Source organism: Halomonas rhizosphaerae, from assembly GCF_030010555.1.
Classification (GTDB): Bacteria; Pseudomonadota; Gammaproteobacteria; order Pseudomonadales; family Halomonadaceae; genus Halomonas; species Halomonas rhizosphaerae.
In genome coordinates, this window is record NZ_JASCQP010000045.1 from 58089 (window position 1) to 73687 (window position 15599).

The window sequence follows — 15599 nt, forward strand, 5'->3', positions numbered from 1 at the left end:
GGAGCCTAGCTCCCCGCTTGCGCGGTGTCATGATCCGCATCAAGGATGGCGCGCCTTCGCCTTTTCCTCGCCGGCCTCCAGGCGGCGCAGCTGCTGCCAGAGGTCGCGGCGCAGGTCGGCCATGCGGGGGGCCTCCTCCGCGGCGAAGTCCAGCGGCCGGGCCAGGCGCTGGGTGCGCAGCCCCAGCCGTGCCCCCAGCAGTCCGACGCCGAGGCCCTGGGCGGCACGCGTCGAGAGCTTGCCGGCCAGGTCCATGGACAGCATCTGCATGCTCGCCTCGCTGGCGATCTCGCTGACCCCGGCGAAGGCCATCTGGTAGAGCACGCTGCGCAGCAGCCGCAGGCGTGCCGCATAGCCCAGTTCCAGCCCGTAGAGGCGGCACAGGCGGTCGATCATCGCCAGGTGGCGCCAGGCGACCAGCGCCATGTCGACCAGGGTCAGGGGGCTCACCGCCACCATCACCGCCGTCTCGCCGGACATCCGCGAGATCAGTCGGCGGGCCTCCCGGTCGCGGGGGGCGAGCAGGTGATGGGTGAGCAGTGCCCGGGTGTCGCGCCCGTCATGGTGGGGCTCGCGGGCGGCCAGGAAGGCCTGCCAGTGGGGGTGGTCGTCGTCCAGGCCGAGGTCGCGGCGCAGCTGGTCCCCCAGCGACTGCGCCCGGGCCGGGGTGGCCTCGGGCAGGGCGGCGAGGCGCTCGCGCAGCCGGGCGTGGCGGGCCAGGCGGCGCAGGCGCCACAGCTCGCGCAGCAGGGCCGAGCCGCCGAGCCCCAGGGCCAGCAGCAGCAGCAGGCTCCAGCCGCCGGCCAGCCAGTCGCCGCCGAGGCTGGCGGCCTGCAGGGTCCGGCCGGCCTCCACCGCGCCCAGGCTCAGGCTGCCGCCGAGCAGCGCGAGCAGCCCCCACCGCCGCCTGCGCGGGCGCATCAGGGCATCCCCCAGCGCCTGTTCGCCGGGGGCCGCATCGGCCTGGGGGTCGGCCAGGGGCTGGCTCGGCAGCCCGGCCTCGAAGTGCCGCCCGGGCCGGGGATCTCGGGCGTCGGCCTCCGGGGGCGGCGCGTCATCGAAGGTGAAGCGCTCGCCCGGGCGTGGGTCCTGTTCGCGGGAAGGGGTCATGACAGCTTGTCTCCGATCAGCCAGTCCAGGGCGGCATCCATGCGGATGTGCGGCAGCGGCGCCCCCTTCTCGCGGGGCAGGGGGCGGAAGGCCGTGAAGTCGAAGCCCTGGCGAGCCCAGAAGTCCGCCCCCGGCAGCCGGTCGGGGACCTCGCCGGGAAACAGCAGCAGCGACTCGCCGGCCAGGGTGGTGCCGCGCAGGGCCGGGGTGCGTCGCCCCTGCTGGTTCACCTCGCGGCTCTGGGTGGCGCGGATCGCCGCCAGGGACAGGGCCCGGACCGGCACGTCGGCGAAACGCAGGTCCTTCAGCGGGTCGGCGAGCAGGGCCTCGAGCAGGGCGACCAGCCGGCCGTGCTGCTCGGGGGTGACATGGTCGGCCTTGGTGGCGGCAATGGCCAGGCGGTCGATGCGCGGGGCGAACAGCCGCGTCAGCAGGCTGCGCCGGCCGTAGTCGAAGCTCTGCATCAGGTTGGACAGGGCGCGGGAGAGGTCCTCGAAGCGCTCCGGCCCGGCGTTGAGGGCACCGAGCACGTCAACCAGCACGATCTGGCGGTCGAAGCGACGGAAGTGCTCGCGATAGAAGGGCTTGACGATGTGCTGCTGGTAGTGGCGAAAGCGCCGGGCGAGGGTGGCGTAGAGGCTCTCGGCCGGCAGGGCGGCGAGTTCGGCGGGGTCGGCCTCGGCGATGCCCGGCAGGGGGAAGAACTGCAGCACCGGCGCCCCCTCGAGCTCCCCGGGCAGCAGGAAGCGTCCCGGCTGCAGGTCGGCGAAGCCGGCCTCCCGCGCGGCCCGCAGTCCCTGCGCATACAGCTCGGCGATCTCGGCCAGGCGCGCCTCGTCGACCTCCTCGTCGGGGTTAAGGCCGGCCACGGCCCGATGCCAGTCGGCGAACAGGGCGGCGCGCTCGCTGCCGACGTCCTGTCGCTGGGCCTGGCTCCAGCTCGGGTAATCGTGCGCCAGCAGCGGCAGGTCGAGCAGCCACTCGCCGGGGTAGTCGAACAGATCCAGGGTCAGCTGGCGTGTCTCGCCGCCCAGCAGGCCGCGCCGGGCCGGCCGGTAGCGGATCGCCAGGCGTAGCTCGCTGATGCCGCGGGTCGGCTCGGGCCAGCGCGGTGGCTGGTCGTCCAGGGCCAGCATCGCCTGGTCATAGGGGAAGCGCGGCACGCCGAGGTCCTGCTGCTGCACTCGCCGGGCGCCGAGCAGGCGCCCCTCGCGGGCGACCGGGAGCAGGTCGAGTCGCGCCTCGAGGCCGGCATGGCGCAGCTGGTTGACCAGCGAGGTGAGAAAGGCCGTCTTGCCCGAGCGCGACAGGCCGGTCACCGCCAGGCGCAGCTGGCGGTCGCGGCCGCGCTCGAGCAGGTCATGGAGTTCACGGGTCAGCGGGGTGCGCATGGGGCATCCTTGCAGGGTCGTATGCTGACCTAATGTGCGGGTCGGGCGTCCGCCTGACAAGGCGTGAGGTCATGAAGCGACGCTGCCCCGCACGGGGCGGGGCAGCGTCGGGTAGCCCTGGCGCGTCAGCCGGCGAAGGCCACGTAGATGGCGATCACCAGGACCACCAGCACGATGCCGGCGGGGATGGCGCCCCGCCAGGGGGTCAGGTCGACGGCGCCGCTGTCCTCGTGGACCCAGGGGGTCTCGCGTGGCATCAGCCGGCCGATCAGCAGCATCACCGCCACCAGCAGCACGAAGACGCTGGCCACGAAGTGGAACTCGTGCATCACCACCGGCAGCCTGTCGAAGGGCGGGATGAAGTAGCCGGCGAAGATCAGCAGACAGCCGCCCACTAGGGCCACCTTGGCCGCCAGGGCCGGCACGCGACGGGTCAGCAGGCCCACCAGCACCACGGCCAGGATGGGGATGAAGTAGATGGCGTTCATCTTCTGCAGGTAGCCGAACAGGCTATCCTGTCCGGCCAGCAGCGGGGCGATGGTCATGGCGGCGACGGCCATGATCCAGCCGAAGACCTTGCTCGAGCGCACCACCTGCGCCTCGCTGGCGTCCTTGTTGAGGACCACCTTGTAGAAGCCGAGGCTGAACAGGGTGGTGGTGCTGTTGAGCGCCGAGTTGAACGACGACAGGATGGCGCCGACCATCACCGCGGCGAAGAAGCCGGTGAGCGGCGCGGGCAGCACGTTGAACACCAGGTGGCCGTAGGCCTCGTCGGCGACGATGCCCTGGTCGGCATAGAGGTGGTAGGCGATGATGCCGGGCAGCACTAGGTAGAGGGGGCCGAGCAGCTTGAAGAAGCCGGTCAGCAGCACGCCCTTCTGGCCCTCGGCGAGGGTCTTGGCGGCGAAGGTCCGCTGGATGATCTGCTGGTTGGTGGTCCAGTAGAAGAGGTTGATCAGGAAGACCCCGGTGAACAGGGTCGCGAAGGGCACCTGCTGCTCGCTGCTCCCGATGGAGTTGAGCTTTTCGGGATCACTCTCCTTGAGGATCGCCCAGCCCTCTAGGACGCCGCCGTCGCCGCTCACCGCCTGCAGGCCGAAGTAGACGATCACGAAGCCGCCGATCAGCAGGCCCACGCCGTTGAGGGTGTCGGAGACGGCGACGGTGCGCAGGCCGCCGAACAGGGCATAGACGGAACCGATCAGCCCCACCAGCCAGACCATCAGCCACAGCAGCACGGTGGGCGACTCGATGCCGGTGAGCCCCTGCAGGTCGAGCATGCCCTGCAGGCCCATGGCGCCGGAGTAGAGGATGATCGGCAGCAGGATCACCGCATAGGCGATCAGGAAGATGATGTTGGTGATCAGCTGGGTGGTCTTGTCGAAGCGCAGCTCCAGCAGCTGGGGCAGGGTGGCGATGCCGCTCCTCAGGAAGCGCGGCAGGAAGAACAGCGCCAGCGCCACCAGGGCGATGACCGCCACCACCTCCCAGGCCATCACGGAGAGACCGTCGCTGAAGGCCGCACCATTGAGGCCCACCATCTGCTCGGTGGAGAGGTTGGTCATCAGCAACGAGCCGGCGATCAGCGGAAAGGTCAGGCTGCGTCCGGCCAGGAAGAAGCCGCTCGAGGTCGTGTGGTCGTCGCGGCGCGTGATGCGCCAGGTGATGAAGGCGACCAGGCCCGTGAAGAACAGGAAGGACGCCAGGGTCAGGGCATGCATGTCGGAAACATCCTTGTGAGTCGTGAATTCGGCCGCATCCCCGATGGCAGCGGCAAGAATGTAGGTAAACTTACTAGATTGATGGGCGAGTCTAGTCCCGTGACTCGGCACCGCCATTCACCTTTCGTCTAATTGTCCGACATTGAAGGGGTGATGTCATTCCGCCTAGCGGGGCGGCACGGCACCCACCGGCACGGGTTCGACCAGGCCGAAGAGCTGCACCAGCACGGGGGCCGCGGCGATCACGAACCCCAGCACCGCCAGGCTGCGACCGAGCAGGCGGCGGTCCGGGCGGCGGGCCAGGGTCAGGCCGCCGATGCAGACCAGCAGGCCCAGGATGTTGAAGACGTAACCCAGCATCTGTAGCAGGTCGTAATTGGTCATGGGGCTCCCTTCGGTGGTGGGCAGGGGGTGGGACGGCTAACCTGTGATGGTATCAGCTCCACCCCGGGGCGATGAGGAGGCCAGCATGGAAGAGCGTCGCCCCGAGGCGGTGATCGATTTCTGGTTCAGGGAACTCGCGCCCGCCCAGTGGTTCCGCAAGGACCCGGCCCTGGATGCCGAGATCGCACGGCGCTTCGGTGACTGGCTCTCGGCCGCGGGGCGGGGCGAGTTCTGGCAGTGGCGGACATCCGCCCGCGGCCGCCTTGCCGAGGTGATCGTGCTCGACCAGTTTCCGCGCAATATCCATCGGGGATCGACGCATGCCTTCGCCTGGGATCCGGTGGCCCTGGTGCTGGCCCAGGAGGCGGTTGCCCAGCGGGCGGATCGGCTGCTGGACGTGCCCTGGCGGGCCTTCCTGTTCATGCCCTACATGCACAGCGAGTCGCTGGCGATCCATGACGAGGCGATGCGCCTGTTCGCCCAGCCGGGGCTGGAAGAGAACCTGCGCCACGAGCACCGCCACCGCGAGGTGATCGCGCGCTTCGGCCGCTATCCCCATCGCAATGCCGTACTCGGGCGGGACTCCACCCGCGAGGAGCAGGCCTTTCTCGCCCAGCCCGGTTCCGCGTTCTGAGGCTTTTCTCTCGGCGCCGGGCAAGGCACCATCGAAATCCCTTCATCAAGGAAAAGGAGCGTATGCCATGGGAATCATTGCCTGGTTGATCATCGGTGGCCTGGCCGGCTGGATCGCCGGCCATATCATGCGAGGCGGCGGCTTCGGCATCCTCGGCAATATCGGGGTCGGCGTGGTGGGGGCCGTCATCGGTGGTGGCCTGTTCAGCCTGCTGGGCCTGCAAGCCGGTGGCTTCATCGGCTCGCTGGTCACCGCTATCGTCGGGGCCGTGGTGCTGCTTTGGATAATCGCCAAGGTCAAGAAGGCCTGAGACAGCCGGCCTGACCCGACGCGCGAGATGGCCGCCCGGTTGGTGACAATCGGGCGGTTTCGCGTGGGCCGTCAGCCGGCGGGGGTGGGCAGGATGCGCCGATAGCGATCCAGGCAGCGGTCCAGCCAGACGCCGTTCGGCGTGCCCTCGGGGGGCGAGGCGGGCACCTTGAGGGTCAGCAGGAAGAGGCCATGGCGCTCGGCATCGCCGTCGGGCAGGTGCCGGCCGAGCTGCCGGGCGAGGTCGGGCGGCAGGGCACCCGGGCGCCGCCAGGCGAGCCGCAGGGCCTGATGGTCGATCAGGTACTGGAAGCGCGCTGCGTCCTTGAGCACCGCCATGCCGCCCTGCACCAGCCCCTGGGAGAGGCTCTCCAGCTTGCGATAGCCCGGGGCTCCGGCGGCCCGACAGGCGTGGGCTCCCTCCACGAAGCAGCGCTCCCGTTCATCGGGGTCCTCGGGCCAGCGTCCCCCGCGACGCCGCGCGGGGGTGGCCACGAAGGGCAGCACCACCGACACGGCGGGGGTGCCGTCGGCCAGGGAGGTCTGCCGGGCGCCGACCATCCCGTGGCCCAGCTGTCGCCGGAGCCAGCGGTAGTCACAAGCCTGCTGGATGCGGGCCTGGGCATCGGTGACCGTGTGATGAGCGCCCTGCAGTGAGCGCAACAGGGAGAGCGTGCGAAGGATCATGGTGCCATACCGATATGCGAGCGGGAGAGCGAGGGGCCGGGATAGAGACGCTGCGACCATAGCAGGGAATCGCCTCCATGGCGTCAACGGCCCGGGCCACCAACGCGAACCGCCCGGCTGTCTCCAGCCGGGCGGTAGCGGGTGCCGTCTTCTGGTCGAACCCTGTCAGGCGGTGGCGGCGCTCTTGCTGCCGACCAGCTCCTTCAGGGCCTCCTCGACGATGGCGAGCCCTTCCTCGAGGATCTCATCCTCGATGGTGACCGGCATCAGGAAGCGGATGGTGTTGCCGTACAGGCCGCAGGAGAGCAGGATCAGCCCCTTCTCGCGGGCCTTCTTGCACAGCGCGCCGGCCAGGTCGGCGTCCGGGGTGTGGTTGGCCTTGTCGGAGACGAGGTCGATGGCCGCCATGGCGCCCATGTTGCGACCGTTGTCGATGCAGTCGAACGCCTGCTGCCACTGGGTGAAGCGCTTGGCCAGCTTGTCGCCGAGCGCCTGGCTCTTCTCGAGGATGTTCTCCTGCTCGAAGACCTCGAGCACAGCCAGGGTGGCGGCGCAGGAGACCGGGCTGCCGGTGTAGGTGCCGCCCAGGGAGTTGGCGCCGGAGGCGTCCATGTGCTTGTCGGTGCCGACCACCGCGGAGATCGGCATGCCGTCAGCCATGCTCTTGGCCATGGTGATGATGTCGGGCTCGACGCCGCTGTGCTCGATGGCGAACATCTTGCCGGTGCGCCCGAAGCCGGACTGCACCTCGTCGACGATCATCAGCATGCCGTGCTCGTCACAGATCTCGCGGACCGCCTTGAGGAAGCTCGCCGGCGCCGGATAGAAGCCGCCCTCGCCGAGCACCGGCTCCAGCACGATGGCCGCGGTATCGCGCGGGTTGGCATCGGTCTTGAGCGCCATCTTCAGGCCGCGCAGGGCCTCGTCCTCGCTGACCCCGTGGTAGGGCACGGGGTAGGGGGCACGGAAGACGTTGCCCGGCATGGAGCCGAAGTCGGTGGCGTAGGGCGCGACCTTGCCGTTCATGGCCATGGTCATGAAGGTACGACCGTGGTAGCCGCCGTCGAAGCAGATCACGTTGTTCTTGCCGGTGGCGGCACGGGCGACCTTGACGGCGTTCTCCAGCGCCTCGGCCCCGGAGTTGGCCAGCATCACCTTGGCGTGGCCGCGGACCGGGGTGACCTGGCTGAGCTTTTCGGCCACCTTCACGTAGCCCTCGTAGGGCATCACGGTCTGGCAGGTGTGCATTACCTTGTCGAGCTGGTCCTTGACCGCCTGGACCACCTTGGGATGGCGGTGGCCGATGTTGAGCACGCCGATGCCGCCGGCGAAGTCGATGATGCGATTGCCGTCGGCGTCCCACACCAGGGCGTTCTCGGCGCGGTCGGCAAACTGGGTGGCCGGGCTCGCGGCGCCGTTGGCCACGTAGCGCTGCTTGAGTTCGTTGAGCTGTGCGTTGTTCATGGATCCTGCCTCCTTGGTAAGACGTTGCGGGCGATCACAGGCCGCCGACACAGACGTATTTTAGTTCAGTGTACTCATCCAGGCCGTGGCGCGACCCTTCGCGTCCCAGCCCTGACTCCTTGACCCCACCGAAGGGCGCCAGCTCGGTGGAGAGAATGCCTTCGTTGACTGCCACCATGCCATATTCCAGCCCTTCCATGACATGCCAGATACGACGATAGTCGCGGGCATAGAAGTAGGCGGCGAGGCCGAACTCGGTGGCATTGGCCATGGCGATGGCCTCTTCCTCGGTCTCGAAGCGAAACACCGGCGCCAGGGGCCCGAAGGTCTCCTCGGTGGCCACCTTCATCTCGGGGGTCACGTCGGCGATGATCGTGGGCTGGAAGAAGGTACCGCCCAGCGCGTGGGGCTCGCCGCCGCAGACCAGCCGCCCGCCCTTGTCCAGGGCGTCGCGCACGTGGCTCTGCACCTTCTCCACGGCGGCGGCGTTGATCAGCGGGCCCTGCACCACGCCCTCGTCGAGGCCGTTGCCGACCTCGAGCCGGGCCACTCGGGCGGCCAGCTTCTCCAGGAAGGCCTCGTAGACCCCCGCCTGGACCAGCAGGCGGTTGGTGCAGACGCAGGTCTGCCCGGAGTTGCGGTACTTGGAGGCCACCGCCCCCTCGACGGCGGCATCCAGGTCGGCGTCGTCGAAGACGATGAAGGGGGCGTTGCCCCCCAGCTCCATGGAGGCCTTCTTGACGGTGCCGGCGCACTGGGCCAGCAGCCGCTTGCCCACGGGGGTGGAGCCGGTGAAGGAGATCTTGCGCACCCGCGGATCGGTGGTCAGCACCTCGCCGATCTCGGCCGGCCGTGAGGCGGTGACGACGTTGATCACCCCGGCCGGGAAGCCGACCTCCTCGGCGAGCTTCACCAGGGCCAGGGCGGTGAGCGGGGTGGCCTCGGCGGGCTTGATCACCACCGGGCAGCCGGCGGCCAGGGCCGGGGCGCACTTGCGGGTGATCATCGCCAGCGGGAAGTTCCAGGGGGTGATCGCCGCCACCACGCCGATCGGTTCACGGAACACCAGGATGCGCTTGTCCACGCCGTGGCTCGGCAGGGTTTCGCCGGCGACGCGCTTGGCCTCCTCGGCGTAGTACTCCACGAAGGAGGCACCATAGGCCACCTCGCCGCGGGCCTCGGCCAGCGGCTTGCCCTGTTCCAGGGTCATCAGCCGCGCCAGGGCTTCCTGGTTGGCCATGATGGCGTCGAACCAGGCGCGCAATAGGGTGGCGCGCTCCTTGGCGGTGCGCCGCTTCCAGGCCGGCCAGGCGTCTGCCGCGGCGGTCACGGCCTCGCGGGCCACCTCGGCGTCGAGGTCCGGGACCTCGGCCAGGGTCTCGCCGGTGGCGGGGTTGGTCACGGCGAAGCGGCGTGCGCCTTCGCGCCACTGGCCGGCCACATAGGCCTTGTCGATCAGCAGCTGGGGTTCCGCGGACATGGGGACTCCTCGTCGGGGTTGATCATCTTGTTGGACGAGTGTGCATTATTTAAAACAAGTCGCCAAGCCCCGGCACCGCCCGTTTTTCACGGCCGGTGGCCACTCGGCCATCGGCGCCGGCAACGCTTTCCGCTACACTATGGCGCCGACTCGCCGCGGTTCGCGGCGCGGCACGTTTCTGTTCCGGATTTATCGCGAGGTGAGCCTTGGTCGATCCCTTGAATGCCTGGTGGGCCCAGCAGCTGGTGCTGTGTGACTGGGCCTTCACGCCCGATCCCCTGACGGCGGAGGCCGAGGCGGCCGTCGAGCGGCTGGCAGCCCTCGGGGTGGTCGACCGCGGTGAGCTGGGCTGGTGCCTGCTGGAGTCCCTGGGCACCGGCGGTGCCGGCGTCGACCCGGCCAGGCTCCTGGCCGGCCTGGAGGTCACTGCCCTGGGCGGCGCCGCGGGCTGGCTCGGCGAGGCGCGCGCGCGGGCCTGGGCCCAGCGGCTGGCCGAGGAGGTCAGCGCCCATCACTCGAGCCTCGATGCCTGGCTGCAGGGGCTGCTGCATGCCCGCAGCGCCGAGGGCTGGGTGCGAGGCGATGACGGCTTTTTCGAGGCCTGCGAGGCCCTCTCGGCCCTGGAGCACGACCGGGCTGGCGTGACCTGGGACATGCTGCAGGAGTGGCTGGCCACCCATGCCACCCATGCCACACCGCCCGCGCTCTGGCCGACGGCCCCCGAAGATCAGGTCTGGCGGCTGCGCGCCGCCTTCTCGCCGGTCGTCGAGCTGCCCGCCGGACCCCACGACTGGCAGGGGCTGTCGGTCTGGCTGGAGGAGGCCTGGCAGATCCGCAGCCGCGAGGACCTGGTGCGCAGCCTGCTGTGGCTGGCCTCCCAGGGCGACCGTCAGGCCTGGGACCTGGATGCTGGACGACTGCTCGAGGCTGACGCCGAGGTGCGCCGGCAGTGGCGGGAGACGCTGGCGGGGGGCGAGCGCGACTACGGTCGGGTGCTGCTGGGTTTCCTCGACCAGGGGGAACCGCTGGAGTGGGCCGCGTGGGACTGGCTGCGGCTGATCGACCTGGCCTGGGCCGGCGCCTGCCTGGGCTGGCTCGAAACGCGAGAGGCCCGCGACTTCGCCGTCCACGGCGCCGACCTGGCGCTGCGGCGCTATAGCGACTGGGCGGCCTTGGCACGGGCCTACCAGCGAGGGCGCAGCCTATTCGAGGGGCGCAACCTGCTGCCCGCCCTCCAGGCGGACTGGGCGCTGCTGCTGCACTCGCCGGTGAGTCCCTGGCGCCCGGCCCTGCAGGGGCTGGTGACGGAGGAGCTCATCGAGGCTTCGCGCGTCGCCCTGCGCGCCTGGCGTGGCGATGCCCGCCACTGGACGCTGGCGCTGGCCGCGGTGCGCGAGCCCGAGTTCGCCGCCCGCCAGGGGCCAGTGCCCGAGCTGCCGGTCGCGCGACGCGAGGAGGCGCGCCGCTACCTGGTCGAGACCCTCGACCTGCATGCCGACGAGGGCGTCGAGGCGCTCTCCCGCTACTGGCTGCCGGCCCAGGCCCACCATCTCAACCAGCTGGCGGCCGATGCCGCCCATGGCGCCCTGCCGCCGGCCGAGACGCCCTTCGGCCACCCGGTCCCGGACGAGCTGGCGAGCCGCGATGCCCTCAGGCAGGCGAGCCGTCACGCCGCCACCATCCACATGGCTGAGAAGTTCGCCTTTCATCTGCAGATGGCCATGGACAGCGGGGACTTCGACGCGACTCGCCTGGCCCGCCTGGCCGAGGCCCTGCAGGGCTCGCTGTGCCGCTTCTACCCCGACGCCCGTCGCCTCCTTCAGGCCTGGGCCCACTGGGAGAGCCTGTTGCCCGAGCCCGAACAGCCCCCGATGGTCGCCGAGATCCGCTGGCATCTGGAGGACCCCGGGAGCCTCTTCCACTGGCTCGACTGGCGCGCCGGGGCCTGGCTCGAGCCCGGGCCGCGACCGACGCTTGTCCACTTCACCGCCATGGCGCTGGTCGGGCCACTCAACAGCCCGGCCTGGAGCCTGCCGCAGCCGGAGAGCGAGCGCGAGTGCGCGGCCATCCGCGACTGGGTCGATGGGCATTATGCCCTTCACGGGGAGGCGGAGCTGGACGAGTTCCTCGAGTACCTGATCGAGGTCGGCGATCGCCAAGAGTACCAGATCAACTATGCCCCCTACACGCTCAACCACGGTCGGCTGGCCTCCGAGATCGCCACTCTCGAGAGCGGGGAGTGCAGCGAGGAGGAGGGGGCTCACCTGCTCCGCCTGCAGCGGGTCAGGGACAACGAGGACGGCTGCAACGAGGTCGACCTGGCGGCCTGGGACATCGCCCAGGCCGTGGACCTGGCCATTGCCGGCCGTCAGCTGGGGTGGCTCGGCGAGGGGGCGTTCCAGGGCCTGCTCGAGCGTGCCCATGGGCTGGCCGGCGAGCACTACGCGGGCTGGGAGGAGTATGCCCGCGGGCTGCACGCCGGCTTCTCGTTCTTCATGGGCGAGACCCCGGAGCGCGAGAGCTTCCTGGCAGGCTTCCGCCAGGCGCTGGTGGCCTGGCTCTCGGGGGCGCCGCCGCTGGCGGGGGCCTGGGCCAGCCTCGACTTTCCCGGGGCACGGCCGCGCCACTGGGCGCCGCTGCATATCGATACGCTGCCGGGCGACAGCCGTACCCTCCACTAACCGCTCGCCTTGATAATAAAGTATGGTTTATAGTCACCGAGATTGATGACATGGCTCCTCCTGTCGGGAGCCTTTGCCAGGCAGCGAGCCGCCGACAGGCCGCTCTGGCAGTGCACCGGGCCTGTTTCCGGCAGCACTGCCACAGCGACACCATCCGGAGCCGGGAGACGCAGGGCGTCGTCGGGCCGGGTGCGGCTCAGGGAACGAGGTCGTCGCAGGATGCTGGTCAAACGCGTGTGTCGCATCACCGCCATGGGGGTATCGCTGGCGCTGCTGGTCGGCTGTGCCGCGCCGAGTGGCATCGGGGAGGAGGCCGTTGGCGCCTACTTCGCCCGGGATCTGCCGGGAATGCCCGCCGACCCGCTGATGTCGCCCGTGGACAATCCCATCCTGGAAGCCCGCGGCCTGCACAACCCGCCCCCGACGCTGATCCGCCGGGCCCTGCTGGCCCAGCACGAGCGCTGGGCCGGCACGCCCTACCGACTGGGCGGCAGCTCCTTCCGCGGAATCGATTGCTCGGCCCTGGTGCAGAACGTCTTCAGCGACACCTTCCGCTTCGACCTGCCGCGCACCACCGAGGAGCAGGTGCGGGCCGGCCTCGAGGTCGAGCGTGATGCCCTGCGCCCCGGTGACCTGGTGTTCTTCCGTCCTCCCGGCGTCTACCGCCATGTGGGCATCTATGTCGGCGAGGGCCGCTTCCTGCACGCTTCCACCTCCCGGGGCGTGATGATCTCCGAGCTAGACAATCGTTTCTGGCGGCGTCACTTCTGGCAGGCGAGGCGCACCCTGGAGCCGACTCTGCTGGCCCGGCGCCTGGGCGAGACCGGCGAGGGCTGACTCGGCTAGAGCACCTCGCGGTGGGCCATCACGAAGTCCAGGAAGGCCTGCTCGGCCCGCGACAGGTAGGCGCCGCGTCCCCAGGCCAGCGACAGGTCCAGCCAGGCAGGCGGGTCGAAGGAGACCGCCTGAAGCTCCGGCTCCTCCACCACCCGGCGCAGGAAGGTGGTGATGCCGAAGCCCTGGCGGACGATCGCCTTGGTCAGCGGTATCAGGTTCGACTGGAAGGCGATATCGGCCGTGGTGCCGGTCGCGCGCGCCAGGGCATCGACGAACTCCCGATGGAAGTAGCCATCCTGGAACAGCACCAGGGTCTCGCCGAAGAAGGCCTCGGCGGAGACGCTCGAGCGCCGGGCGAAGGGGTGCTCCCGCGGCACGCAGACCTCCATCTCCTCGCGTACCAGGCGGCGCCGCTCCAGGTGACGGCTGCTGTCGTCGTCGATCACAACGCCCAGGTCCAGCTCGCCGTCGGCGATCATGCGTTGCAGGCGGCGTGCACCGGCCTCCACCACGGTCAGGCGGATGCCGGGGTGGCGGGCCTTGAAGCCCATCAGCAGCGGGGGGAAGTAGTAGGAGCCGAGCATCGAGGGGATGCCGATGCGCACCTCGCCCTTGACCAGGCCGTGCAGCTCGCGCATGGCCAGGTGCGCGGCCTCGGCGCGTTCGAGCAGCGCCCGGGCGTGGGGGAGGAGGGCCTCGCCCTCCGGGGTCAGGGCGATGCGTCGCTCGTGGCGGTGGAAGAGCGGCAGCTCCAGGCGCTTCTCCAGGCCGGCGATGGTTTGGCTGACCGCCGACTGCGCCACGTGGAGGGCCCGGGCGGCGGCCGTGAAGCCCCCCTGGTCGGCCACGGCCAGGAAGACCCTGAGGGTGCGCAGGTCGAAGGGCAGGCTCATCGGTGCTCCGGGATTCGAGTCATAAGCAAGCCAGATGATGATGATCTGGATATTCTGTTTGGCTTATCATTCTCGCCGGTGGATCATGGCCTGCCAAGTCGGAGGACGCCATGATCGCCGCACATACCCGCGCCTGGTGGCGCGCGACCCTGGCCCTGTGCCTGGGCTCCTTTCTGGTCTTCATCAACCTCTATGCCCCACAGCCGCTGTTGCCGGCGCTGCGCGGGACCTTCGAGGTCTCGACCCTGGGGGTCAGCCTGGTGATGTCGGTCGCCACGCTGGCGCTGGCCGCCTCGCTGCTGGTCTTCGGCCCGCTCTCGGATGCCATAGGCCGGGGCGCCATCATGCGCCTGACCCTGCTGGCGGCCGGGCTGCTCTCGCTGGGACTGGCCTTCGCGCCGAACTTCGAGACGCTGCTGGCGATGCGCGCCCTGCAGGGCTTCGTGCTGGGCGGGCTGCCGGCGGTGGCGATCGCCTGGATGGGCGACGAGTTCGAGCGCCCGGCCCTGCTCTCGGCGGTGGGGCTCTATATCGGCGCCAACTCGCTGGGCGGCATCAGTGGCCGGGTGGTGGGCGGCGCCGTGGCCGAGGTCGGCGGGGCACCGGCGAGCTTCCTGGTGGTGGGGGCGATGACGCTGGTCGGGCTGGTGCTGTTCTGGAAGCTGCTGCCCGCTGCCCCTGCCTTCACGCCGAGGCGCTTCGAGCTGCGCGGGGCCCTGGCCGACCTCGGCGGACACCTTCGCAACCCGCTGCTGTTCGGCGCCTACCTGCTCGGCGGGCTCAACTTCCTGATCTTCATCAATCAGTACAGCTACATCACCTTCCGGCTGGCCGATGCCCCCTTCGGGCTGGGGACTCGGGTGCTCGGGTTGATCTTCCTGACCTACCTGGGGGGTACCCTGGGCTCCTCGCTCTCCGGCCGGCTCGCCGCCCGCTGGTCTCAGCCGGTGTGCATGATGCTGGGGATCCTGATCCTGATCGGCGGCACGGCCGTGACCCTGGCCGGGTCGCTCGGCTGGATCATCGCCGGGCTGACCCTCAACGCCTTCGGCTTCTTCCTGGCCCACTCCATGGCCTCGAGCTGGGTAGGGCGTCGGGCTGGCTCGGCGCGGGGCAGCGCCTCCGCCCTCTACCTGGTGTTCTACTACAGCGGCGCCAGCCTGGGGGGCTTCTGGCTGGAGCCGTTCTGGCGGGCCGCCGGTTGGAACGGCGTGGCGCTGGCCTCCTGGCTGATGCTGGCGGTGACCCTGGGGCTGGCCGCCTGGCTGTGGCGGCGCGAACGCCGCGAGGATCAGGACGCCGCGCTGGCGCCGGCCTCGTCCCCCCAGACCTCCTCGAGCCGCTCGACCCGGCCGCAGGCCGACTTGTAGAAGCGATAGCGCACCGGGTTCTCGAGGTAGTAGTCCTGGTGATACGCCTCGGCCGGGTAGAAGGCCTCGAAGTCGTTGATCTCGGTGGCGATGGGCTCGTCGAAGCGCTCGGCGACGGCGTCCCGGCTGGCCTCGGCCAGCGCGCGCTGCTCCGCGTCCAGGGGGAAGATGGCACTGCGGTAGGAGGCGCCCTTGTCGCAGAACTGGCGGTCCTCGGCGAAGGGATCGATGTTGCGCCAGAACACGTGCAGCAGGGTCTCGTAGTCCACCCGGTCGGGGTCGTAGTCGACCTTGACCACTTCGGCGTGGCCGGTGCCGCCTGCCGTTACCTGCTCGTAGGTCGGGTCCTCGGTGCGACCGCCGCTGTAGCCGGACGTGGTCTCCAGCACCCCCTCGACCTGGTCATAGGCTTCCTCCATGCACCAGAAGCAGCCGCCGGCGAAGACGGCACTCGCGGTCTCTTCATCGGCCTGGGCGGTGCCGGCGATGGCAAGCACGGTCGGCAGGGCAAGCAGGGTCAGGCGGCGAAAGGCAGGGAAGGGCAGCAGGCTCATCGTATGGCTCCACGGGACAGGGATGATAGGTTGGAGAGAAGTGATGACATTGGGTTCCATATCGATCCATTTCCTTTCAGGACA

14 protein-coding genes are annotated in these 15599 nt (G+C 70.0%); 5 read left to right on the top strand and 9 right to left on the bottom strand.

What is annotated here, in order from left to right:
* Window positions 1-39: 39 nt before the first annotated feature.
* The 4 genes from QLQ83_RS18715 to QLQ83_RS18730 all read right to left on the bottom strand — a co-directional run bounded on the left by QLQ83_RS18715 (window position 40) and on the right by QLQ83_RS18730 (window position 4606).
* Window positions 40-1110: a TIGR01620 family protein gene (locus tag QLQ83_RS18715; protein WP_282737001.1), complete on the bottom strand. Its 1071-nt coding sequence runs from the start codon at window positions 1108-1110 to the stop codon at window positions 40-42.
* On the bottom strand, window positions 1107-2501 hold the full coding sequence (locus tag QLQ83_RS18720; RefSeq protein ID WP_282737002.1) for a YcjX family GTP-binding protein: 1395 nt from the start codon (window positions 2499-2501) through the stop codon (window positions 1107-1109). Before QLQ83_RS18720 ends, QLQ83_RS18715 begins: the two co-directional genes overlap by 4 nt.
* Window positions 2502-2626: 125 nt before the next feature.
* Entirely contained in the window at window positions 2627-4222 is a 1596-nt protein-coding gene (locus QLQ83_RS18725) for a solute:sodium symporter family transporter (protein WP_282737003.1), read from the bottom strand.
* 165 nt (window positions 4223-4387) lie between these two features.
* A complete protein-coding gene (locus QLQ83_RS18730; protein WP_282737004.1) occupies window positions 4388-4606 on the bottom strand; it encodes a hypothetical protein in 219 nt (72 codons plus the stop codon).
* A gap of 85 nt (window positions 4607-4691) precedes the next feature.
* On the opposite strand from QLQ83_RS18730, the gene QLQ83_RS18735 reads away from it, so the two are divergent.
* On the top strand, window positions 4692-5240 hold the full coding sequence (locus tag QLQ83_RS18735) for a DUF924 family protein (RefSeq protein WP_282737005.1): 549 nt from the start codon (window positions 4692-4694) through the stop codon (window positions 5238-5240).
* A 67-nt stretch (window positions 5241-5307) separates the two neighbouring features.
* Window positions 5308-5550: a GlsB/YeaQ/YmgE family stress response membrane protein gene (locus QLQ83_RS18740; protein ID WP_282737006.1), complete on the top strand. Its 243-nt coding sequence runs from the start codon at window positions 5308-5310 to the stop codon at window positions 5548-5550.
* Between the two features lie 71 nt (window positions 5551-5621).
* On the opposite strand, the gene QLQ83_RS18745 is transcribed toward QLQ83_RS18740, so the two are convergent.
* The 3 genes from QLQ83_RS18745 to QLQ83_RS18755 all read right to left on the bottom strand — a co-directional run bounded on the left by QLQ83_RS18745 (window position 5622) and on the right by QLQ83_RS18755 (window position 9180).
* Window positions 5622-6236: a hypothetical protein gene (locus QLQ83_RS18745; RefSeq protein WP_282737007.1), complete on the bottom strand. Its 615-nt coding sequence runs from the start codon at window positions 6234-6236 to the stop codon at window positions 5622-5624.
* A gap of 165 nt (window positions 6237-6401) precedes the next feature.
* A complete protein-coding gene (gene gabT, locus QLQ83_RS18750; RefSeq protein WP_282737008.1) occupies window positions 6402-7700 on the bottom strand; it encodes a 4-aminobutyrate--2-oxoglutarate transaminase in 1299 nt (432 codons plus the stop codon).
* 34 nt (window positions 7701-7734) lie between these two features.
* Window positions 7735-9180 (bottom strand): NAD-dependent succinate-semialdehyde dehydrogenase, encoded by a 1446-nt coding sequence (locus QLQ83_RS18755; RefSeq protein ID WP_282737009.1) that lies wholly within the window; start codon window positions 9178-9180, stop codon window positions 7735-7737.
* A gap of 206 nt (window positions 9181-9386) precedes the next feature.
* Here QLQ83_RS18755 and QLQ83_RS18760 point away from each other — a divergent pair, with 206 nt between their 5' ends.
* The gene (locus QLQ83_RS18760) at window positions 9387-11861 is read left to right on the top strand and encodes a DUF1266 domain-containing protein (RefSeq protein ID WP_282737010.1); all 2475 of its coding nucleotides are present in this window, start codon (window positions 9387-9389) and stop codon (window positions 11859-11861) included.
* A gap of 219 nt (window positions 11862-12080) precedes the next feature.
* Complete coding sequence (locus tag QLQ83_RS18765; RefSeq protein ID WP_282737011.1) at window positions 12081-12698, top strand: NlpC/P60 family protein; 618 nt, start codon at window positions 12081-12083, stop codon at window positions 12696-12698.
* 5 nt (window positions 12699-12703) lie between these two features.
* Here the strand turns inward: QLQ83_RS18765 and QLQ83_RS18770 are convergent, their stop codons facing one another.
* Window positions 12704-13591, bottom strand: a complete 888-nt coding sequence (locus tag QLQ83_RS18770; protein ID WP_282737012.1) for a LysR family transcriptional regulator — start codon at window positions 13589-13591, stop codon at window positions 12704-12706.
* 110 nt (window positions 13592-13701) lie between these two features.
* On the opposite strand from QLQ83_RS18770, the gene QLQ83_RS18775 reads away from it, so the two are divergent.
* On the top strand, window positions 13702-14961 hold the full coding sequence (locus QLQ83_RS18775) for an MFS transporter (RefSeq protein WP_282737013.1): 1260 nt from the start codon (window positions 13702-13704) through the stop codon (window positions 14959-14961).
* Here the strand turns inward: QLQ83_RS18775 and msrA are convergent.
* Window positions 14883-15515 (bottom strand): peptide-methionine (S)-S-oxide reductase MsrA, encoded by a 633-nt coding sequence (msrA, locus tag QLQ83_RS18780; protein ID WP_282737014.1) that lies wholly within the window; start codon window positions 15513-15515, stop codon window positions 14883-14885. The two genes, QLQ83_RS18775 and msrA, sit on opposite strands and share 79 nt — an antisense overlap.
* Window positions 15516-15599 lie beyond the last annotated feature (84 nt).